We start from the raw sequence: 19,839 nt of genomic DNA on the forward strand, positions 1-19,839 counted from the left end.
CAGTTTCGCTTTACACTACACATATGTCTACAGGCATTGTATTTCACTCGCTGGCCGCTCTGTCATATGCCGTTTTGGCATTGATTCTCTGGCGTGCACTATCACTGGGCCAACCCGTCCTGCAGGTTGGCCGTTCCGTTCGCCTAGGCGTTCTGATTGCGTTGATTTTGCACGGAATCGGCCTGCATCAGTCGATTTTGCTTGAAAATCACCTGCACCTGAGCTGGGCACTCGCTTTTTCAGCCGCCGTCTGGCTGGGCATGATCGTTTTCTGGCTCGAAAGCCTGCTGATCCGCATTGACGGACTTTTACTGCTGCTTTTACCCGTCGGTGCCCTTTCGTGCCTGATGGCGGCGGTTTTTCCGAAGGCTCAGCTGATCGCCCATGCGGGTGAAACCGCTTTGCGCTTCCATTTGCTGATCGCACTGTGTGCATACGGCCTGATCACAATCGCAGCAGCCCAGGCCATGCTGATGTCGGCACTGGATCATCGACTGCGCTCACCCAGTGAAAACGCACGACAGTCCCGAGGACTGCTTGCGCAGGCCGGCAAGCTTCTGGATGCGCAACCACCTTTACTCGCGCAAGAGCAATTGCTTTTCAGATTGATCTGGGTGGCATTCGGAGCGCTGACGCTTGCGGTCATTTCGGGCTCGATGATCTCACTGGCCGCAACCGGCAAAGTATTGCCTCTGGACCATAAAACCGTCTTTACGCTGCTGTCCTGGCTGACCTTCGGTCTGCTTTTGCTCGGGCGCCACCTGCGCGGATGGCGCGGACGTATCGCCTTAAGGTATACGCTGACCGGATTTGCTTTTATTGTGCTGGCATATACCGGTAGCCGCTTCGTCGTCGAAGTCATTTTGCAGAGAAACTGAAATGGGTAAATATCTCTTCTGGGGTGTGGTCGCTCTCGGACTGTTGGTGGGCACCCGGATATTGGCGCGCAAGGCCGCAGGACAAGGCCCAAAACGATCAGCCTTCAAATTCAAAACTGCGCAAGATGATCAAAAAGCCGAATCAATGGTGCGATGCGCACATTGCGGAGTGCATCTACCCAGATCGGAGGCAACCTTGATCGGCGGCAACACATGGTGCAGCGACGATCATGCCAAACTGGGTGTTAAAAATTCGTGATGCAAATCGATTCTGAAGGCTGGCTCAAGCCGGAAGATTCCGTCAGACTATTGCCATCACCTAATTTCAATGATCGGCCCGATCCGGCAGATATCAGCCTGCTCGTTATACACAACATCAGTCTGCCACCCGGCAAGTTCGGCACACCCTACATCGCCGATTTATTTTTGAATCAACTCGATCTTGAGGCCGATCCATGGTTCGCCTGCCTGGATGGATTGAAGGTGTCCGCCCATTTTCTGATTGATCGCACAGGTTTCATTACTCAATTCGTATCCTGCAATATGCGCGCCTGGCATGCTGGCGTTTCGAATTTTGAAGGGCGCGAACAATGCAATGACTTTTCGCTTGGCATCGAGCTTGAAGGGACTGATACGCAGGCATATACAGAAGAGCAATACCAGGCGCTGGACTGCTTGACTGAAGCACTCAAGGCGCGCTATCCACTGCGAGCAGTCCAGGGGCACTGCCATATCGCCCCGATCAGGAAAACCGACCCTGGCCCATACTTTGACTGGGCCAGGTATACCGGCAAAACGGCTTGGGCGGTTAAGCCAACGGATCAACCCAAAAGCAGCTGATTGACACGACGAACAAACGCGGCCGGATCCTGCAACTGCGAGCCATCTGCCAACATAGCCTGCTCAAGCAACAAGGACGCCCAATCGGCAAACGCGTCATCCGATGCGGATTGAACACGTGCAACCAAAGGATGCTCGGGATTTATTTCCAGAACAGGCAAGACATTCGGCGCTTCCTGACCAGCCGCTTTAAGCATGCGCAACAAGTGCGGACTTAAATCGTTTTGCCCGACTACCACGCATGATGGCGAATCCACCAAACGAGCAGTCACGCGCACCTCCTTCACGCGGTCTTTGAGAGAATCTTGCAAACGCTCAACCAAGGGCTTGAACTGCTCAGCCACTTCGGATTGATGCTTTTTCTCCTGCTCGTCTGCAAGCGCTTCCAAGTCGAGGCCACCTTTAGCAACCGATATCAATTGCTTGCCATCAAACTCGCGCATGTGCGACAACATCCACTCATCGACGCGGTCCCACATGACCAGCACTTCAATCCCTTTTTTACGGAAGATTTCCAGGTGGGGACTGTTTTTGCCCGCAAGATAGCTATCAGCCGTGACGTAGTAAATCTTGTCCTGACCTTCTTTCATGCGCGACACATAATCAGTCAGGCTGACCACTTGCGCATCCGAATCGTCCTTGGTCGAAGCAAATCGCAACAACTTGGCGATGCGCTCGCGATTGGCTGGGTCCTCTCCGGTACCTTCCTTCAAAACCTGACCGAATTCGGTCCAGAACAAGGCGTAATCATCCTTGCGATCCTCAGCCATGGACTCAAGCAAGCTCAGCACGCGCTTGGCTGAGCCATCGGAAATCACTTTCACATCGCGACTTTCCTGCAGGATTTCACGCGAAACATTCAAGGGCAAATCGGCAGAGTCGATCACACCGCGCACAAAGCGCAGGTACGAGGGCAACAACTGTTCGGCATCGTCCATGATGAAAACGCGCTTGACGTACAACTTCACTCCGCGACGCGCATCCCTATCCCACATATCAAAAGGAGCATGCTTTGGGATGAACAATAGCTGCGTGTATTCGCTGCGACCCTCGACGCGATTGTGCGTCCATGCGAGCGGATCGTCGAAATCATGCGAGACGTGCTTATAAAACTCTTTGTACTGCTCGTCGGTGATGTCGGACTTATTGCGTGTCCACAAAGCGTTAGCCTGGTTGACAGCTTCCCACTCATCCGTCTTGACCTGCTCGGACTTATCTTTATCCCATTGCTCTTTACGCATCTCGACCGGAAGCGAAATGTGATCGGAATAACGGCGCAATACTTCACGCAACTTATGCCCGTTCAGGAACTCTTCGGAGTCTTCGCGCAAATGAAGGACAACTTCAGTACCGCGACCCGCTTTGTCGATCGAGGCGATCGTGAATTCGCCCTGGCCGTCGGAAACCCACTCAATGGCCTGCTCGGCGGGAGCACCGGCGCGACGGCTTCTTACGGTCACTTTGTCGGCGACGATGAACGATGAATAAAAACCGACACCGAATTGACCGATCAATTGCGCATCTTTTTGCTTGTCGCCAGTCAGTTTCGAAAAGAACTCTTTGGTACCCGACCGCGCGATCGTGCCAAGATTTGAAATCGCCTCTTCACGCGACATGCCAACGCCATTATCAGAGATCGTGATGGTACGCGCCTCTTTATCGTAGTCCACACGAACACGCAGTTCGGCATCCCCCTCAAAAAGAGCGGGCTGATCGATCGCTTCGAATCTGAGCTTGTCGCATGCATCAGACGCGTTCGATACCAGTTCTCGTAAAAAAATCTCTTTATTGCTGTATAGCGAATGGATCATCAAATGAAGCATCTGCTTGACTTCTGTTTGAAATCCGAGTGTTTCTGCACCAGTCGATTGATTTGTTTGACTCATCATGCTCACTTAAATCGGTTAGAGAGGCCAAATTAAGGCCGTTTTTGACGCAAAAAGATAAAGTGAAAGTTATTTGGAGGCAAAAATCGGGTTTTCAAGAGATGACGAAAATCAAGTTTTGCTTTAGATTGGCATATTGAGCCACCAACTCTCTACCATCAGGTCACCGCCATGCAATTTCAATCTTTTATCAATCTAGTCGGAGAAACAGGCGACATAATCGGAGTTGTGATTATTGCCACAGGATTCGTGTGGGGGTTGGCTAAATTCGTTCTGGCCACGCTCAAGGGACAAGGCAGTCAGGGGTACGACGCATTCAGGGTCCAGCTTGTCCGCGCCCTGCTCCTAGGCTTGGAAGTGCTCGTCGCGTCCGACATCATCCGAACGGTAGCCATCAGCCCATCACTGCAAAGCGTCAGCATTCTGGCCGCCATTGTTCTGATCAGAACGTTCTTAAGCTGGTCATTGATACTGGAAAGCGAAGGTCGTTGGCCATGGCAACCGGCAAAAAACGACGGCAGTAAAAAGGTTTAATCAAATTGAAACTTGGCTTAAAGCAAAATTTTTCAAACGCTTTATAATGTCGTTCTTCCTGCTTGAGTCATTGGCTCATGTCCCCCTTAGCCCGGGTGGTGAAATTGGTAGACGCAGGGGACTCAAAATCCCCCGCCGCAAGGCGTGCCGGTTCGATTCCGGCCCCGGGCACCAGCAATTGTACTTTTGAGATCCTCAGCTCTTGGCAGATAGTCCAAAAATCCTCATTCTTGCAGGTCCAAATGGTGCTGGCAAAACAACTTTTGCCAGAGAGATTGTTCGCAAAGAGTTAGGTTTCAAACATTTCATCAACGCAGATCTAATCGCAGCGGGAATGTCACCTTTTGAACCAGAGCTCGCCGCAATTGCCGCTGGACGGGTGATGCTGGATCAAATCAATCACCTGACTAAAGCCCGCGAAAATTTTGTACTTGAAACAACCCTGTCTGGATTAAGTTATGCCAGACACATCATCAAATGGAAAAAACTCGGTTACCAGGTTTCGCTAATTTTTCTTTCCTTGCCATCCGCCACTGTTGCGATTAGCAGGGTTAAAAATAGAGTGAAGCAGGGGGGGCACAGCATTCCTACGGAAGTAATCAAACGTAGATTTATGGCAGGGCGTAAAAATTTCAATACAATTTACAAACAGTTAGTTGATCACTGGATTCTTTTTGATAACGCTGATGACACTCCAGTAATTCTGGATCGCAAAGGTGGAATGAATGGTTAAGAAAAAGTTTGCGCAGCCCGATGATATTGATGCAATGATCAAAGCCTTAAAGCGCGCCCGTAAACTTGCACGAAAAGTATCTTTTGTGACGGGCACACCTTTCATACATGTCAAGAATGGCAAAATCATTAAAGAAATGGTCACTAAACCCTAAGTGATACTCCCCGCCGCACGGCGTACCGGTTCGATTGCGGCTCGAGCACCACTAAAAGTCAAGTTCGCCGATATATATACTAGGTATCTTTCTGAAACCTTTTAGATTTCACGTTTAGATACCAGATGACCCCCCTGTCAACATCTCGGCCAGCGTCGCTAAGTGATTTATTTTTTTCATTCAGCAGACTCGCAACACAAGGTTTCGGTGGCGTTCTAGCCTACATGGAGCGCGAACTCGTCGAACGTAAAAGATGGCTGACCCGTGAAGAGTTTCTAGGCGAATGGGCAGTGGCGCGCACCATGCCGGGGCCCGCCGCCCTGAATCTGACCATCATGGTGGGCGCACGTTACTTTGGGTTAATGGGAGCCATTGCTGCCATAGCAGGCATGTTCGCCATTCCAACCGTTCTGATCATAATCTTGGCAATCGGTTATGCAAATTTTGGTGAACATCCCCGAATTATCGGCGCATTGCATGGCATGGGATCTGTTGCTGCGGCATTATTTATCGCAACCGGTCTGAAACTCTTAACTGCGCTAAAAACAAATCCCCTTGGCCTGATCATTTGCGCAGCAATCTGCATCGTGACGTTCACAGGCATTGCCCTGCTTCACTGGAATGTCATTCATGGCATGCTGGGACTTGGTGGCTTAAGTTGCGTGATGGCCTATTTCAAGCTTAAGGCTAAAGCATGATGACCGCGCATAGTATCGCCATGTCAATGTCGGATTGGTTCGATCTTTTCAGACAGTATTTATATTACTCATTCGTGTCAATCAGCGGCCCTTTGGTTTTGTTACCCGAAATGAGAAATTTTCTGGTCAACGAACATCATTGGCTAACGGATGCCCAATTCAGCGCCTCGATAGTTCTAGCGCAAGCCGCTCCCGGACCAAACATCTTGTTTGTCGCTTTGATGGGATGGAACATTGGCTTGAATACCGGCAGTATTTTTGCTGCACTTGGCGGAGGCTTACTTTGTCTCGTTGGGATGTTGCTTCCCAGTTCGGCCATGGTGTTTGTCACGGCAAATTGGGTTCAGCGCAATAGTCACCTTCTTGCCATTAGAGCTTTCAAGCAAGGTATGGGACCGGTCGTGATCGCCCTGCTGATCGCTTCGGGATATTCGCTGGCCACAACCAACACCAGTGCGCAACATGATTGGCCATTGTGGCTTGTGACGGCTATTTCAACAATTCTTGTTTGGCGGACAAAGATACCAATGCTCTGGCTGTTGGCGGCTGGAGGCGTATTTGGCGCATTAGGAATACTGCATGTCTGATCTTAGAACCCCGACTCGAGAAGTCCCAAACATGCAAATCAGAACATTCAAACAAAGCGACACAGAAGATGTCGTTAAACTTTGGACCACCTGTGGTCTGACGCGACCATGGAATAACCCCTACCTCGACATCCAACGCAAACTTGAAGTTGATCCGCAATGGTTCGTTGTAGGTGAAGTCGATGGGAAAACCATGGCTAGTGCCATGTTTGGTTATGAAGGTCATCGTGGATGGGTGAATTATCTAGCGGTTTCACCCGAGTATCAACGTCGCGGTTATGCAAAGCAGTTGATGCAATATGGGGAAAATCTTTTGCTAGCGGTCGGTTGCCCGAAATTGAACCTTCAAGTTCGGGACACCAATACAGAAGCATTGGGGTTTTATGCCGCGCTAGGTTATAAAATCGACGCGGCAGTAAGCTTGGGAAAGCGACTGATCGCCGATGAGTGAAAAATTCGAAAACTCGTCAACACTTTCAATCTGCCTTGTTGCTGCATGCTGTCGAAGCTGGATTGATACGGCAGGATGGTAAAGTCAACGGACCCACCCGCCAAGACCTGCAACCAAGTATCCACCATCTTCGCCCAAACCATTTCCGAGTCTCACATACGAACCGTGACGGTGTTCGAGCATGTAGGCAAAATGCTCGCTGCACACTGCATCACATCAATACCATGGTGCGGCATCACTCCGCTATTTCGATATTGCCATCACTTTAGTAAACAACTCTGATTGCGTCCAATACTTTAACCACAACCTTGTCTTGCTCCACCGGCTTTGCTCAAACCAAGCCGAATCGACTGCGGCAAACTGCCTGATAAATGGAAATATCGCCACATCGGCAACGAAGGGCTGATCGCCACCTAAGAACAATCCTTTGGTCAGTTGCGCTTCAAGCTGGCTGATAAAGGCTTGCTCTGCCTGTTCGCGATACTGATTCTGAGACAACTCGGGATATCGTTCAAAATATTTATAGCGATCAAGCCAATGCTTGAAAGGGCCATCATTTGCTGAAATCAGTTGTTTAGAGTAATCCGATTCGTAGCCGAACAACCAATTTTCAGGATCGTTTTTCTCAAGTGCCCACACCATGATTTCCAGACTTTCTTCAATCACCTTGCCATCCGCGCAATGCAAAACTGGCACAGTCCCCTTTGGCGACAAAGCAAGCATAGTTTCAGGTTTATTTTTGAGGCTGACCTCATGAATTTGAACCGGGATACCGGAACAGGCAAGAGCCATGCGCGCCCTGATGGCATAGGGGCAACGTCTGAATGAGAAAAGTACTGTCGATGAGGATGCGTTCAAGAGTTGACCCGGCAAACAGAAAAATTTGCCTCAAAGCGTACCTGTGAATTGAATAAAAGGGAATGAACGGACTTAATGGTCAAAATTCCATTCTCTGCCATGCACCTCTGTAAATTAAATAAAGTTTAATTTTTTAATCGGTCTAGGTTTTTTATGCATTCCGTATGCTAAATTTGACCAATAAATCTACTCCAATAGGCATACGCCACTTTGTGTCATTAACGTCAATATTGTTTGGCCCTTACTGAGGTTTCTATGAAACGAATATTAAAAATAACTGCCTTAACCTCTATCGCGCTTTTGACAGGATGCTCCGGCATGGTCGGCACGACCAGCTTTAGCAATATGTCCTCGGCATATCGTGACGTACTTGAAAAATATGGTAATGACAATATTCTCTTAAACGTTGCGCGCGCATCAAAATCGATGCCAGTCAGCTTCCTGGATATGCCATCTGTGATGGGCACAGGCAATGTACAAAGTAGTGTTGGCTTGAGCGCATCCATATATGGTGTGAACCCGGGAAGCTCAATTGGTGGATTCTTTACGCCCGCTGCCGGGTCAAGTTATGCGCCAATGGCAACCATGTCAGTTGGCAATAGTTTTAACTTCACGCAATCCTCGCTAGACAATTCGAGTTTCATGGTTTCATTTCTCAGCGACATGAAGCCTGAAGTGATCGCAAGCTTAAGCAACAGCCAAACAGCAGCGAAAACAGTTCTGTACTCACTTGCCATCGAATCCCTTGAAGCTCAGGACGAGCAAGGCAAGACCCTCGTCAAGTTGGACAACAACCCATACTCTCCTGATTTTCCCGAGTTCCAGCGCGTGCTGTACACGCTGATCCGCGGTGGTATCAGTGTTGAGCAAATCACGTCCCCGATGCCACTTTCGGCACCTATGAATGCTGACGAAGTGAATAAAAACATGCTGGCGATCGCGACCGCATCAAACCAGCCCGGCACCGGACTGATGCCAGTCAAGCTTTCAAATGGCCAGCCTGGATATCAACTCGTCAAAATGCTTCCGCAGGCGCGAATCTGTCTGATTGAAAAAATGGCAGACAACACCTTGACATTCCGAGTGGATCAGTCGGCATACTGTAAAACAACCGCACCTGCGACTGCGGTAAAAGCCGATCCGAAGAGCTCAGCCGGAAAACCTGTCGCACAGACAGACAATCGGCCTTCTCGCATTCTGGTAATCAAGCTGCGCTCCGTCAGAAACGTGTTTGACTTCCTTGGCGCACTCGTCAATATGCAAAGTGAGCCGACACCAAAATATGTCTATGTGGTTGATCCAAGATCACTGCCACCAGATGCAACCGAAGCACAAGTAAAAGAAGCTGCATTGCCACTTTTCGTTGTCAAAAAAGGCGCCCCGATTAGCGACCCATTAATGACAGTGAGATACCAGGGTGACAATTATTCCATCCCTGCGGATTCAAACAGCTTTACCAGACAAGTTCTCGTGCTGGTTTCACAGATGTTGACCTTAACCAAGGTGCCTGGATCGATTCCGGTTTCACCAGCTGTTTTGATCAAGTAATCTGGATAGCATTCGGCAATAAGACTGAATGCAAAACCCCGGTAGATCAGCAGATCTCCGGGGTTTTAATTTATTCATACACAACCAACATACCATCGAGACATCATATCTATCTCTAGGTCATTAGGATGAACTCAGGTTTTTAATCCAGGCCAGAATGAACGACGCTTGGCTGCGTTGTTTAGTTCTTTATCTTTGTGTGTTTTGGCAGGGCGCAAGCCGAGGATTCCATAAAACACCACTACCGGCGTCACAATAGCCGAGAACAATAAGACGCCCCAGAATCCGATTCGGGATTTGCGTCCAAACAAGGCGACAGCAACACACAAAACAGCATAAGCAACAATTCCGGCTTCCATAGCGACTCCTTGGCATTCAACCTAGGCAATAAGATTCATCAAAAATTCAATTTATTCGTGTTTATTTTTTCTGTTTAGGATCATTCAAGATATTTTTCATACCATCTGATGACCCCACATCTCCCAACACCAAGGGAAGACCACCAGGTGACGAACCGAAAATGACAACCTTTGAATTGTTAGACTCGGACAGCTTCAAAGTCGCTTCAATGCCGCGTAACTTCAGGTAATTATCCGTCAATCCCGCATTCACAATATCTTGAAATTCCTTGATGCCTCTTGCTTCCAAAACTTTGCGTTCAGCTTCTTTCTTGGCGGCCTCAAGTTTGTATACATAACTTTCCGCAATTTGAGCCTCAACAAGCTTGTCTCGGATCGCCGCTTCGATTTGAGGAGGAAAAGACATCGATTCAAGCTGAACCGCGCTAATCCTAACCATTCTGACATTATCCAATCCGGGCGGACTCATTTTTTCAAGAATCACATCATTGGAGCCAATTTGGATTTCATTCACAACATTACCAAGTCTTTTGGTAAATGCCTCACCTGAAGTGACTCCTGCGAACATCACGCGAGATTTTCCCGTGACTTCGGGCAGAACAATTTTGTCGTAATAATCAGGGCCGACAAATTTATGCAAGAGCGGCAAGGCATTTTTACTGATTTGATACTGAAAGGTGACGATGACATTTGATGTGAGCTGATCTTGCGTCAACACTTCCATCTTGATTTTTTCAGCCTTCGTACGAGCGTCATACATCGTGACTGTATTCAGGGGAAACATCAGGTTGATGCCCTCGCCCAATACTTGGTCCATGACCACACCGCCTCCAAGTGGCCGGTATATCACGCCAACAAAACCTGCAGGAATGGTCACAACCACGCGATGCCACAAGACAACCACGGTACAAACCAGAAGTATCGAAACAAACAGGAGCGACAAAAGGTTGACAGCAAACCAATGTGCGATGAAAGCATAGATCAATCTGAAAGGTAATGCGATCAAACGCAAAACATAAACGATAAATTGCCAGATCTTTTGAAATATCTTGGTCATGCTGATTCTCTTACTGTGACCGGCTTGCCATTCGACATGTAAATCAACTGATCAGCCATACCGTAGTACTGATCATCATGTGTAATCGCAATGACTGTTTTACCCATCTCTTTAAGTTTGGGAATGATATGCTCATAAAACACTTGCCTAAATTCAGGATCCTGATCAGCAGCCCACTCGTCAAGAATAATGAATTGCTTCTTTTCAAGCAATGCCACCAAAAGAGCGAGTCTTTTTCTTTGGCCAGTCGAAAAATTCAAATCACTAAACACCCCATCCTCGATGGAAACTTTATCTTCCATCTTGAACAACTTCAGTAGATCTAGCGCTTCCTTTTCATCAAACGGAGGGATGCCATACATACGCTTGAATAGGTAAAAGTCGGTGAATACAACAGAAAATAAATTTCGATAATTCGCTGTGACCGGCTCGGCAACTTCCTTTCCGTTAACGAGTATCCTTCCGCTATTGGCCTGATACAAACCAATTAAAATACGCACCAAGGTTGTTTTGCCAGAGCCATTATCCCCGCGGATAAAATAAACCTGACCGGCCTCAAAGGTGTAATTGATCGGCCCGAGTACAAAAGTCCTCTTCCCATCCGATCCGCCGTGAGAGTAAGAAACATTGTCCAATGTGATTGACTGGATTTCCGAGAACTCGGTTTCACCGGGCTCCACGCGATCAGTTTCGTGAGAAGCCAGCTGCCTGGACAACTCCATAAGTGTTCTAGCAGAGACGTTAGCAAGGGAAAGCGTCGGAATATTCATAATCACGGCGCTAAGCGAACTGGCTAAAAACAGCGCTGTGGTCGCTGCAGTGGTCACGTGCGCAGCAAAAGAGGATGAAACCACCGGGACAATAAAAATGATCAGTCCCACTACCAGATACAACAAAATCTGCAGATAATTAAAGAAATTAGTGATTTTTAGAATCAGAAATGTTCTTGAATCATTGTTGCGTTTTGATTCAGCAACCATTTCGCGCGTAATATCCAAAGCGCGCTTGGAGTTCATTTTTATTTCTTTGTAACCACTTAGGAACGAAGTATAGATTCCGTTGACTTCTGCCTCTTTCTTAGACTCCTGCTGCAGCATATCGGTCAATTTAAACAGCTCGATCAATCCAACTGTAAATACGATGATGGCAGTAGCAAGAATAATTAAACAAGCAGCCAACGAAACCGTGCCCATGTAAATGGTCAAAAACAATAACGTGGAACAAGATTGAAATGCGGATACAAGAGCAGTCACCGAGTTTGTCACAAACTGCGTATCCCTGGTCATGACCTCCATAATGTAGTCACGGCCAATTCGATCTATTTTGAGCAAATTCGATTTGAACGCATTGTTCATTACTCGAATCTTAAAACGGTAAATCAAATTATTAGCACTACGAATATTGGCCTGATTCGCACGCTTGGTCACGATCAAAAATATGATCAACAACAAGGCAAATCCGAAAAACTGAATGGTGACTCCATCACCAGCCGATACATCTTTTGCCGCACCGTTGATCAATCCGATGAGCAATGTATTCACGATGCCGACAAAAACGGAAAGCGCGCCCAAGCGCTTAAGCTCTTTCGGCCCTTCACTTGAAAGAAATTCTAAAAGTTCGGATTTAAAATGAATACGCATCGAAAACTTATAATTAAGAAATATGAATCGCTAGAAATCGCGATTAAATAGCCGCCGTCTTCTTTTGTTTAAAAAAAGCTTTGCCTTTGTTTAGTTGCTCGGCAAAATAGTCTTTCATCGTCTCAGGATCGAAGTTGTGTAATGTTCCGCTCTTTTCAAAATGGCTGACAAAAGCCGTACCAATTGCATAGGTTGTACCATAGGCTAAAGCCGGCTCAAAGACCACAGTCATGATCGCTCCAACACCTGGCAAGTTTCGCGCAACGGCAAGCGTCGCATTCGAAGCGACGGTTTTAGTCAAGGTTCCGCTTGCCAATCCGGTTGCAACCGCCAATGCGATCTTGTGCTCGAAATCCACGTTATATAACTTGCACAAGTCGTGAATCATTTTGACTTGAGCACTAGACATAGCAAGCACACCCACTAGCGGCAAAGGCACCAAGCTTGCCACAACCGACCACTGCGACCATCTTTTAACGCATTTGATCGCGGCATCATTGAATACAGATCGCACACAGACTGGTTGACTCTGTTCTATGGTCAGCTCTTTTTCGAATATTGCTTCCGCAGTCACATACTCGACTTCTTGAGGTTGATTCTCAGGGTTATCACCCGGAAGCGAAATATTCTTGAGTGCCGCAGCGCTATCACCAATGGCTTCATTCATGACAGTTTCGGCATCGATTTCACGTTCGACCCGAGTGGAATGAACCGCTTTTGATTTCTGAGTCGGCGCTTTTTTTTCTTTTTTCAGTGATGGCGACTTTTCGCTTATTTTTTGTTTGACTTCAGGTGTTCTTTTTCTGACCGTTTTTTTAACCACAGGCTCCTCTTTAGCCGGACCAATATCATCCAGAGGATTCGACATCATTGTTTTACGTGCTCGGGTTGCCATAGCAATACCTGTATTAATGGGCCAAATTAATCACTTCTTGTGCAAGCATTCGAAAATCTTCTGCCGCACTAGATTTCGGTCTGTAATCAAAAATACTTTGCTTGAATGAAGGGGCCTCTGCTATGCGAACATTTTCGTGAATATGCGATTTCAGAACCTGATCGCCAAAACGCTCTGTCAATGCATCAAGAATGTCCTGCGAATGTCGCGTCCTCAAATCTACGCGGCACGGCAACAAACCTAATATTTTCAATTGGGGATTCAATACCTCTCGAACTTCTTCAAGGGTTTGAATTAACTGGGCCACTCCGGAGAGGGTCATCACATGCGTAGTAACCGGGATCAATACGCTATCGGCGGCCGACAACGCATTCAAAGTAATAAGACTGAGTGTTGGAGGCGTATCGATAATGACATAGTCATACTGATTCAGATCCATGCTTTTGAGTCTGCGTTTCAGCCGAGACTCGACAGCCAACTCGCCCGCTAGAGCTTTTTCCAAATTGGAAAGTTCACGAGCGCCTCTGATGATGGAAAGACCTTCAATGCCGGTCGTCTGAACAAGCGCCTGAACGTCGCTTTTTTCCGTGAGCAACTCAAAAACGCCACCCACATGATTATTCGCACCGATCCATTGACTGGTATTGGCCTGTGGATCCAAATCGATTAACAATACATTTTTTCCCGAGGCGACCAGGCCCGCAGACAAATTAACCGCCGTGGTCGTCTTGGCACATCCACCCTTCTGATTAGCTATCGCAATTGTTATCGTCATGATGGATCTTGAAGGTGATATAAAACGAACACGTCACAATGTGACGTGTTCGTTTGAGTCCAAACCTAAAACCAATAGGCCGGAATAACTTTCACGAGTTTACTATCAAGCGCGGCCGGCTTCTGAAGCGCTTGCAAATTCTTTTTTCAGGTCTGCTTGCACTTTTTCTGTAGAAAATGTCGAGAACGAACCGCCATTCTCAAAATGACGCACAAACACCTTGCCGATTGCGTAAGTGGCTGCCGAACCAAAGGCGGCCATGGAAGCCGCACCAATCACGGTGCCTGCGCCAGGGAACATTTTCACACCGCTGCTGACAACAGCACCCGTCACATTCTGTGGCACCAGCACACCCAATAGCACCGCAATTGCGCCGGAAACCGCTTGTTTTGATGGCTGCTGGCCATACAGCTTCGAGATATCGAGAATCAGCGATGTTTGAACAGCCGCCAATCCGGCCATATCAAGATAGGGAACAGGAATCAGCGTTGCAGCAACACTCCAGCGAGCAGCGCTGGAAATCAGTGCGCCAGCTTCGTCAAGGCGCGCCATTTTTGCATCTTCCGCAGCGTTCAATTCAGTTGCTTCATTCATGGTGGACATTATATTTTCCTTAGTAAGTTCAGGTTAAACACTAGACACCTGCAATCGAAATACGCTTGAATGCTAACACATGGAATGAAAAATAAAATGTATTTTTTAATTTTTCAATCTTCATGATGCATTGATTTATATGGATTTTCTTTATGAAAAATTATTTTGAACCACAAAGTGTTGATTTTTGATCGTCACATTCACCATTGTGAAGCAAGCGTTACTAAATGTGAAAAATTATCGTTTTTATGTATGGCGATTGGCGTATGCGGCATGATTTTTTTTAAGTTTTATGATCTATCCTCGGTGCACTTTTTTATTTGTCATTCTGTTAACTACCTGGTTTAGAAGTCCCTTACACATCATCAAAAAAACAACATAAAAAAGACAAACAGTTACAAGTAGCAGTATTTTTTGTGATCGATCCTCAATCAAATCCATTTCATGAATTGAAAAAGCGACCGAATCCTGCAGGCCAATTGCGGCACCGATACTGGATGCCAGGATCAAAATGGTGAAAATACGAAAACAATTTGGAATAAAAAGCATCGCCAAATGTAAATCACCGCTATCGAGTTTTTTCCAGCTATCGAGCATCGCATCCGAAACTGCAGTGACCGAATACGCGCTAAGCGCCAGAATCACAATGACCAGCTCCAAAAAATCAATGCCAAATGCATTCGTTATGAATTGATAACTCGATGCGTTGAAAAGAACATAAAGCAAAACAAAAACCGGAAATGCCCTGAAAAATGCAATCACTACTTCCGCAAGCGTGGCATACACACCCCGAATCCGGCGAACATACGTCAATGGAAGCGCGATCACTAATCCCAAAAGCAACGAACCAATCGCAGCCTCAAGATTAACGACGAAGGCGCTAAGAAATTCCTTGACAAAAATCATTGCCTCAAACTTTGACATTCTGAAGCCTTGAAGATATTCGATTGATGAAAATCACAACAGCCTGAACGATCAAAATATAAAAAATGGAAAGTATCAGATAGGTAGTGATGCGTTCGCCTGTAAAGGATGTCACATCCGTTAGTACGGACAACAATTCAGGTGCACCAATAATCGCCGCAACAGGACTCGTTTTTGCCGCATTAATTAAACTGGCGCGAATCGGTATAAACGTGTGCCGCACAATGCTCTGGACAGACGTATCGGGCGAAAGTCTCTTCGATGTGTCGAACATGGCTAATCCCGCATTACTTCCGTTGCTAAGTCCGATGACGACAGTCGCAACAAATATCGACAAGAATGGTGAATACGACACAAACAAGGAAGAAATCAAATACCCCAACACCAGTAGTAAAACGATCGGACTATTTATACAAAATTCACTGACAATCCGGCCAATAATCATGTACAGCAAGTTCTGGGATCTAAGCAAAAACTGGATACATAGGCCAGTCAAAAGCGTCATCACCAATGCACTGATCACTAAGAGAATCGATACCATCATCCCTTTTATAAACATGCTGCTGGCGACCTGGCCCGTAAGCATCGGGAATGAAAGTGTCCAACCTGTGTTTTTATTGAGCCAGCCTTGAAAAGTTAAAACATTTTTTGAAATGAGCGTTGGCTCGTCCTCGAGCGTGACCCCTTTAAGCATGCAATCTTCATTCAAGCCTGCATCCGCAACTAAACACTCCGACTGACCCCACATTTTCTTTTGTTGCAGCAAAAATTCATTTTGAACATTGAATTTTTTGGCAAGCGCTTCGATTGTTCCGTCTTGATGTAAATCCGCGATAATTTCAGATATCACTTTCCCCAAACTGGATGCATCCGCTTTTCTCACGCCTATGCCCCAGGGAACCTCCGTAGTGGTGAGCTTCTCTTCAAATTGGGACGACAATTCCCATGGTGCATCCGGCCCTGTCACTGTCGTGATCAATAAAGATCTGTCATGTGACAAGACTCGGCACGCACCTAAGCGCAAGGCGGTAATCATTCTGTCCGGACGATCGTAAATCATCAATCTGGCAGAGTGCTGGGAAAATACGACGTTGGAATAACTTCCTAACGGTACACAAATCGATACATTCTTTAAATCATCCAGACTCTGAATATTTGTCTTTTTTGGAGCAATCACAGCAGTCGGTGACGAATAGTAATGCGGCCGCACAAAGTCAATCGTTTTTTCGCGCTGAGCCGTGTGCGCCATCGTAGCCAAAACGATATCGACTTTAGAGTCCAGCAGTTTCTGAATGCGATCAGTGCTGGTCACAGTCTCCAAAATGACCTTGACGCCAAGCGCCTTGCCAATGAGACGAGCTAATTCAATTTCAAAGCCGTTGTACTCGCCTTGAGAGCTGTCATTTTCTTTGGAGCTAAAACCAAAGCCTTTGTAATTGTCGCGTACACCAATCCGTATTGATCCATCACATATTATTTTAGTCAGCTGATTTCCACCATCTGCACAGCCAAACTGACTCGCTTGCTCCAATTGCTGCTTGATTAAAGCCTGGTAGTTATTGGAGTAGGCGTTCGCCTGTAAGAAAAATGAAGCGCCAATCAGAATGAGAAAGGCAAATATCTTATTAACCGGCATTTTCACTCATGATCGTGAAGTTTATTTTTTATTTCTGTTTGGTTACTTTGACGATTTTGGCTTCTACAAAAACATAGCCACCATAGGCATATAAGTCCTGACTATCAAGTGTAAGGTACTTTTCTTCAACTGCTGCCATACGCTCCGGAGGTTCAAAAGCAGTCCATTGCTCGACAACCTGCCACGCCAACCCATTACGCTCAATCAATTCTTTGCTGTGCGCCCAACCGATCAGATCCTGATGCGAAAAATAGGCACAACCACCATCATTAAGGTGCGGGGCTAAGCCATTTATCCATTTATCCATGATTTCCCGGCCGTTGCCGCCCCCCCAACCACTAGGTCTTGTCGGGTCTTTAAAGTTACCCGGGAAGTGGGGAAGATTCGCCACCATGACATCAAACTTGTCTTGAGCCTGAAAAGGAGTCCACATGTCACTTTGATACAAGTTACATTTCAAGTTGGGATGTAATTGTTTCAAAAGAGCGGTCGTTGCTTCAATTGCCTGCGGATCGATATCCACTCCATACAACTCAGTCGCACCCAAGCCGGCAAGACAAGCTAAAAACAAGCCGCTTCCAGTACCGACATCCAAAACTTTGTGAATAGATTTCTGACTTAATTCCCGCCTTAAAACCCTTATCAGCGCACAGGTGTAGGGACTGGGCCTGAATTGCTGAAAATAAACATTTTCAGGATTGAAAAATCGATGATGACCCATGCTGCCCTATCTCATTTATGGATAAATAAATTCGAAACAATTACAAACGGTTTACTTCCCTTTAGTTTTTTCCAACTCACTTTCGTCAGCAATGATTCGGTATTTTTTCATTAATTGAAAGTAACTATATTCTCTAGACGCTTTCACCACCTCGGCGGCAAAAGCTTTAGCGATCGCCTCGTAACATTTGGATCGCTTCGAAAAAGCAAAATAGGTTTCAGCTTCATAGGGAAAGGTCGATATATATTCAACCTTGCTCGCTAAATTGCTCGAAAACACTTTGCTAGTAACCGTGTTTTCATATCCGAACGCAAAGTCAATTTTTCCTTCCAACAACATGTCAAATAATTCGTCCAGAGAGTTTGCTCTGGTCAAATTCAGATTCTTCTCGACATATTGGCCAAACTTGCTGTCGCCATATGCTTCGCCCTTGACCGCAGCACCCTTTTTACTTGCCAAATCTTCATATTTCAGAAGTGGAAATGTATGACCCTTTCTAACGACGACGTACAAAAACTGTGATGCGTAAGGCGGTTGTATATAGTTGAGATATCGTGCCCGATCAATTGACCAGGCCGCCGAAAAAATTAAATCCGTTTCGCCGCGATAAGTTGCTTCCAGAGCGTCATTCCAGGTCGGATATATTTTTGTTTCGACCTTTTTCACTCCAGCGCCATTTGCTACCCGCGTCACCAAATCTACAGACGCACCAACCATCTTTCCGTTCATCAGCCATGATGACGGTGGCGAGTTGGGAGGACCTGTCACAATCAACTTTTCACAAGTTTGTGCATGCGCATTCACCTGTGCGAGTGCCCCAAGCATCGTAAGTGCAATTAGAAATAACTTTAGATTTCTCATTAATTTCCTATTACCATCTATTCGTAATACGATTCACCAACTTGAACGGTTTAGCATTAAATTATTTCAATTGGCATTCGCCAATCGGCTTAGAATACTCTACTGTGACGTTTATAACTTGCATTCTCCTATTTTCATTCATCCAAACCTCTAATAACGTTAAATCTACTTATCTGAACTAAATTTGAATGATAATAAGGCTATCTAAAATTAAATTTCAGTACTTCATCCACAATTAAGTTAAAAATTATTTAGTCTAAATAATGAAAAAGCTACTCTCTTGCACATTGCTATGCTTGACGATTTTGACGACTAATAATTCGTTTGCATCCAATTCAGCACCTCCCGCAGCGACCAACACTCCACAGCAGCCAACGGCAACAACCAATAAGAAGGAACCTCCTCACTCTGATTATCGAGTCGATCCGAATGCTGCTATCTGTCAGATATACACGGGCGAACTCGACTTGTTAAGACTGCAATATTTGATCCGTATCTACTCGACTTTTAAAGTTGAGCCAAGTTGCGATGTCGCAAGCTACACAAAAATGACGATTGCGTCCTATTTTGCTCAGATTAAAACCGTACATAATGCCAGCGTGATTACCCGAGGTGGATACCATTACCTACTCATGTCGGTCAATTTATCTTCAATTTCAAATCCTTACTACGAATTAGGCAATCTGAAATTTAGTGAAGTTGCCTATATCCGCCTAAGTTTGATCGACGTGCTGCGAGGCAAAGTTCCCAACGTAAAAGCGGCGATGTCAGCGACCTATACCCCTTTTACCATCAACACCGACATGTACTACATCTGGAACATCGGTGACTTAGTGCATAGGTTGGTTTCCCCCACCGGGGAACAATATCTGATGCACAGCTACACCAACGAGGTAGCCGGATGGCTGACGCGCGACAGACTCGTTGAACTCGGAAATACCTTGAATCTACCGCCAAATTGGAAATATGAAAGCATTCTTCTCAATAAGACGATTACGGTCAGAACCAAAATAGAAGATAACTTTAGGGCAACATCTCTGGTTGACGAACTAAATAATTTTTATGTTAACTACGTCGACTGATCAATAGTTCGAGTCGACTTTTGAAGCAAAAGCGCACCAATTTGGTGCGCTTTTGCTTTTGTCATTAAGAATTTATTGACACACCCCCAACACATTTCGTAAAAATACCAATCCCGTACACCAATTAG

The 19,839-nt window shown here is 46.2% G+C and carries 23 protein-coding genes, 1 tRNA gene and 1 pseudogene; 12 read left to right on the top strand and 13 right to left on the bottom strand.

Annotation, left to right across the window (positions count from 1 at the left end; genetic code table 11):
* Positions 1 to 23: 23 nt before the first annotated feature.
* From G3I67_RS08750 to ampD, 3 genes are read left to right on the top strand one after another with little or no spacing between them, the layout of a single operon-like run.
* Positions 24 to 878 (top strand): cytochrome C assembly family protein, encoded by an 855-nt coding sequence (locus G3I67_RS08750; protein WP_163654383.1) that lies wholly within the window; start codon positions 24 to 26, stop codon positions 876 to 878.
* A 1-nt stretch (position 879) separates the two neighbouring features.
* Complete coding sequence (locus tag G3I67_RS08755; RefSeq protein ID WP_163654385.1) at positions 880 to 1,137, top strand: PP0621 family protein; 258 nt, start codon at positions 880 to 882, stop codon at positions 1,135 to 1,137.
* Positions 1,137 to 1,718 carry a 1,6-anhydro-N-acetylmuramyl-L-alanine amidase AmpD gene (gene ampD / locus G3I67_RS08760; protein ID WP_163654387.1) on the top strand — a complete coding sequence of 194 codons (582 nt, stop codon included), beginning with the start codon at positions 1,137 to 1,139 and terminating at the stop codon, positions 1,716 to 1,718. The genes G3I67_RS08755 and ampD overlap by 1 nt, the downstream gene beginning before the upstream one ends.
* Here the strand turns inward: ampD and htpG are convergent.
* Positions 1,700 to 3,604: a molecular chaperone HtpG gene (gene htpG / locus G3I67_RS08765; RefSeq protein ID WP_163654768.1), complete on the bottom strand. Its 1,905-nt coding sequence runs from the start codon at positions 3,602 to 3,604 to the stop codon at positions 1,700 to 1,702. The two genes, ampD and htpG, sit on opposite strands and share 19 nt — an antisense overlap.
* Positions 3,605 to 3,775: 171 nt before the next feature.
* Between htpG and G3I67_RS08770 the strand changes: the two genes are divergently transcribed.
* The 7 genes from G3I67_RS08770 (at position 3,776) to G3I67_RS08800 (ending at position 6,761) form a co-directional block, all read left to right on the top strand.
* Complete coding sequence (locus tag G3I67_RS08770) at positions 3,776 to 4,138, top strand: DUF1622 domain-containing protein (protein WP_163654388.1); 363 nt, start codon at positions 3,776 to 3,778, stop codon at positions 4,136 to 4,138.
* A gap of 89 nt (positions 4,139 to 4,227) precedes the next feature.
* Positions 4,228 to 4,312, top strand: a tRNA-Leu gene (locus G3I67_RS08775).
* A 28-nt stretch (positions 4,313 to 4,340) separates the two neighbouring features.
* Positions 4,341 to 4,871, top strand: coding sequence for an ATPase (locus tag G3I67_RS08780; protein WP_163654390.1), 531 nt, complete (start codon positions 4,341 to 4,343; stop codon positions 4,869 to 4,871).
* Entirely contained in the window at positions 4,864 to 5,025 is a 162-nt protein-coding gene (locus G3I67_RS08785) for a hypothetical protein (protein WP_163654392.1), read from the top strand. Before G3I67_RS08780 ends, G3I67_RS08785 begins: the two co-directional genes overlap by 8 nt.
* 125 nt (positions 5,026 to 5,150) lie before the next feature.
* On the top strand, positions 5,151 to 5,723 hold the full coding sequence (locus G3I67_RS08790) for a chromate transporter (protein WP_163654394.1): 573 nt from the start codon (positions 5,151 to 5,153) through the stop codon (positions 5,721 to 5,723).
* The gene (locus tag G3I67_RS08795) at positions 5,720 to 6,310 is read left to right on the top strand and encodes a chromate transporter (protein ID WP_235931817.1); all 591 of its coding nucleotides are present in this window, start codon (positions 5,720 to 5,722) and stop codon (positions 6,308 to 6,310) included. Before G3I67_RS08790 ends, G3I67_RS08795 begins: the two co-directional genes overlap by 4 nt.
* 31 nt (positions 6,311 to 6,341) lie before the next feature.
* On the top strand, positions 6,342 to 6,761 hold the full coding sequence (locus G3I67_RS08800) for a GNAT family acetyltransferase (RefSeq protein WP_163654772.1): 420 nt from the start codon (positions 6,342 to 6,344) through the stop codon (positions 6,759 to 6,761).
* A 7-nt stretch (positions 6,762 to 6,768) separates the two neighbouring features.
* Here G3I67_RS08800 and G3I67_RS14995 read toward each other — a convergent pair.
* Together G3I67_RS14995 and G3I67_RS08810 are read right to left on the bottom strand one after the other, a co-directional pair.
* Positions 6,769 to 6,874 (bottom strand): annotated as a pseudogene (locus tag G3I67_RS14995) (tripartite tricarboxylate transporter substrate binding protein); the annotation flags it as partial.
* Positions 6,875 to 7,004: 130 nt separating this feature from the next.
* Entirely contained in the window at positions 7,005 to 7,619 is a 615-nt protein-coding gene (locus G3I67_RS08810) for a glutathione S-transferase (RefSeq protein WP_235931819.1), read from the bottom strand.
* A 255-nt stretch (positions 7,620 to 7,874) separates the two neighbouring features.
* On the opposite strand from G3I67_RS08810, the gene G3I67_RS08815 reads away from it, so the two are divergent.
* Positions 7,875 to 9,167: a hypothetical protein gene (locus tag G3I67_RS08815; protein ID WP_163654396.1), complete on the top strand. Its 1,293-nt coding sequence runs from the start codon at positions 7,875 to 7,877 to the stop codon at positions 9,165 to 9,167.
* Between the two features lie 134 nt (positions 9,168 to 9,301).
* Here the strand turns inward: G3I67_RS08815 and G3I67_RS08820 are convergent, their stop codons facing one another.
* The 10 genes from G3I67_RS08820 to G3I67_RS08865 form a co-directional block, all read right to left on the bottom strand.
* Positions 9,302 to 9,526: a hypothetical protein gene (locus tag G3I67_RS08820; protein WP_163654398.1), complete on the bottom strand. Its 225-nt coding sequence runs from the start codon at positions 9,524 to 9,526 to the stop codon at positions 9,302 to 9,304.
* 61 nt (positions 9,527 to 9,587) lie between these two features.
* Entirely contained in the window at positions 9,588 to 10,583 is a 996-nt protein-coding gene (locus G3I67_RS08825; protein WP_163654400.1) for a prohibitin family protein, read from the bottom strand.
* On the bottom strand, positions 10,580 to 12,223 hold the full coding sequence (locus tag G3I67_RS08830) for a cyclic peptide export ABC transporter (protein ID WP_163654402.1): 1,644 nt from the start codon (positions 12,221 to 12,223) through the stop codon (positions 10,580 to 10,582). The genes G3I67_RS08825 and G3I67_RS08830 overlap by 4 nt, the downstream gene beginning before the upstream one ends.
* Positions 12,224 to 12,266: 43 nt before the next feature.
* Positions 12,267 to 13,118 (bottom strand): YcjF family protein, encoded by an 852-nt coding sequence (locus G3I67_RS08835; protein ID WP_163654405.1) that lies wholly within the window; start codon positions 13,116 to 13,118, stop codon positions 12,267 to 12,269.
* A 13-nt stretch (positions 13,119 to 13,131) separates the two neighbouring features.
* A complete protein-coding gene (locus tag G3I67_RS08840) occupies positions 13,132 to 13,893 on the bottom strand; it encodes a ParA family protein (RefSeq protein ID WP_163654406.1) in 762 nt (253 codons plus the stop codon).
* A gap of 105 nt (positions 13,894 to 13,998) precedes the next feature.
* The gene (locus G3I67_RS08845; RefSeq protein WP_163654408.1) at positions 13,999 to 14,496 is read right to left on the bottom strand and encodes a YcjF family protein; all 498 of its coding nucleotides are present in this window, start codon (positions 14,494 to 14,496) and stop codon (positions 13,999 to 14,001) included.
* A gap of 288 nt (positions 14,497 to 14,784) precedes the next feature.
* Entirely contained in the window at positions 14,785 to 15,411 is a 627-nt protein-coding gene (locus G3I67_RS08850) for a hypothetical protein (protein WP_163654410.1), read from the bottom strand.
* A complete protein-coding gene (locus G3I67_RS08855) occupies positions 15,398 to 17,047 on the bottom strand; it encodes a transporter substrate-binding domain-containing protein (RefSeq protein ID WP_163654411.1) in 1,650 nt (549 codons plus the stop codon). The genes G3I67_RS08850 and G3I67_RS08855 overlap by 14 nt, the downstream gene beginning before the upstream one ends.
* Positions 17,048 to 17,075: 28 nt before the next feature.
* Positions 17,076 to 17,768 carry a 50S ribosomal protein L11 methyltransferase gene (locus tag G3I67_RS08860; RefSeq protein WP_163654413.1) on the bottom strand — a complete coding sequence of 231 codons (693 nt, stop codon included), beginning with the start codon at positions 17,766 to 17,768 and terminating at the stop codon, positions 17,076 to 17,078.
* 51 nt (positions 17,769 to 17,819) lie between these two features.
* Entirely contained in the window at positions 17,820 to 18,629 is an 810-nt protein-coding gene (locus G3I67_RS08865) for a substrate-binding periplasmic protein (RefSeq protein WP_163654415.1), read from the bottom strand.
* Between the two features lie 263 nt (positions 18,630 to 18,892).
* Here G3I67_RS08865 and G3I67_RS08870 point away from each other — a divergent pair, with 263 nt between their 5' ends.
* Positions 18,893 to 19,711, top strand: a complete 819-nt coding sequence (locus G3I67_RS08870) for a hypothetical protein (RefSeq protein WP_163654417.1) — start codon at positions 18,893 to 18,895, stop codon at positions 19,709 to 19,711.
* Positions 19,712 to 19,839 lie beyond the last annotated feature (128 nt).

Origin of the sequence: Sheuella amnicola (genome assembly GCF_010499255.1) — a bacterium.
GTDB lineage: Bacteria > Pseudomonadota > Gammaproteobacteria > Burkholderiales > Burkholderiaceae_B > Zwartia > Zwartia amnicola.

What these genes read in the sequence shown, in the direction of transcription:
- G3I67_RS08750 (WP_163654383.1), top strand. Translation starts at nt 24, where the DNA reads ATGTCTACAGGCATTGTATTTCACTCGCTGGCCGCTCTGTCATATGCC.
- G3I67_RS08755 (WP_163654385.1), top strand. Translation starts at nt 880, where the DNA reads ATGGGTAAATATCTCTTCTGGGGTGTGGTCGCTCTCGGACTGTTGGTG.
- ampD (WP_163654387.1), top strand. Translation starts at nt 1,137, where the DNA reads ATGCAAATCGATTCTGAAGGCTGGCTCAAGCCGGAAGATTCCGTCAGA.
- htpG (WP_163654768.1), bottom strand. Translation starts at nt 3,604, where the DNA reads ATGAGTCAAACAAATCAATCGACTGGTGCAGAAACACTCGGATTTCAA.
- G3I67_RS08770 (WP_163654388.1), top strand. Translation starts at nt 3,776, where the DNA reads ATGCAATTTCAATCTTTTATCAATCTAGTCGGAGAAACAGGCGACATA.
- G3I67_RS08785 (WP_163654392.1), top strand. Translation starts at nt 4,864, where the DNA reads ATGGTTAAGAAAAAGTTTGCGCAGCCCGATGATATTGATGCAATGATC.
- G3I67_RS08790 (WP_163654394.1), top strand. Translation starts at nt 5,151, where the DNA reads ATGACCCCCCTGTCAACATCTCGGCCAGCGTCGCTAAGTGATTTATTT.
- G3I67_RS08795 (WP_235931817.1), top strand. Translation starts at nt 5,720, where the DNA reads ATGATGACCGCGCATAGTATCGCCATGTCAATGTCGGATTGGTTCGAT.
- G3I67_RS08800 (WP_163654772.1), top strand. Translation starts at nt 6,342, where the DNA reads ATGCAAATCAGAACATTCAAACAAAGCGACACAGAAGATGTCGTTAAA.
- G3I67_RS08815 (WP_163654396.1), top strand. Translation starts at nt 7,875, where the DNA reads ATGAAACGAATATTAAAAATAACTGCCTTAACCTCTATCGCGCTTTTG.
- G3I67_RS08820 (WP_163654398.1), bottom strand. Translation starts at nt 9,526, where the DNA reads ATGGAAGCCGGAATTGTTGCTTATGCTGTTTTGTGTGTTGCTGTCGCC.
- G3I67_RS08825 (WP_163654400.1), bottom strand. Translation starts at nt 10,583, where the DNA reads ATGACCAAGATATTTCAAAAGATCTGGCAATTTATCGTTTATGTTTTG.
- G3I67_RS08830 (WP_163654402.1), bottom strand. Translation starts at nt 12,223, where the DNA reads ATGCGTATTCATTTTAAATCCGAACTTTTAGAATTTCTTTCAAGTGAA.
- G3I67_RS08835 (WP_163654405.1), bottom strand. Translation starts at nt 13,118, where the DNA reads ATGGCAACCCGAGCACGTAAAACAATGATGTCGAATCCTCTGGATGAT.
- G3I67_RS08840 (WP_163654406.1), bottom strand. Translation starts at nt 13,893, where the DNA reads ATGACGATAACAATTGCGATAGCTAATCAGAAGGGTGGATGTGCCAAG.
- G3I67_RS08845 (WP_163654408.1), bottom strand. Translation starts at nt 14,496, where the DNA reads ATGTCCACCATGAATGAAGCAACTGAATTGAACGCTGCGGAAGATGCA.
- G3I67_RS08850 (WP_163654410.1), bottom strand. Translation starts at nt 15,411, where the DNA reads ATGTCAAAGTTTGAGGCAATGATTTTTGTCAAGGAATTTCTTAGCGCC.
- G3I67_RS08855 (WP_163654411.1), bottom strand. Translation starts at nt 17,047, where the DNA reads ATGCCGGTTAATAAGATATTTGCCTTTCTCATTCTGATTGGCGCTTCA.
- G3I67_RS08860 (WP_163654413.1), bottom strand. Translation starts at nt 17,768, where the DNA reads ATGGGTCATCATCGATTTTTCAATCCTGAAAATGTTTATTTTCAGCAA.
- G3I67_RS08865 (WP_163654415.1), bottom strand. Translation starts at nt 18,629, where the DNA reads ATGAGAAATCTAAAGTTATTTCTAATTGCACTTACGATGCTTGGGGCA.
- G3I67_RS08870 (WP_163654417.1), top strand. Translation starts at nt 18,893, where the DNA reads ATGAAAAAGCTACTCTCTTGCACATTGCTATGCTTGACGATTTTGACG.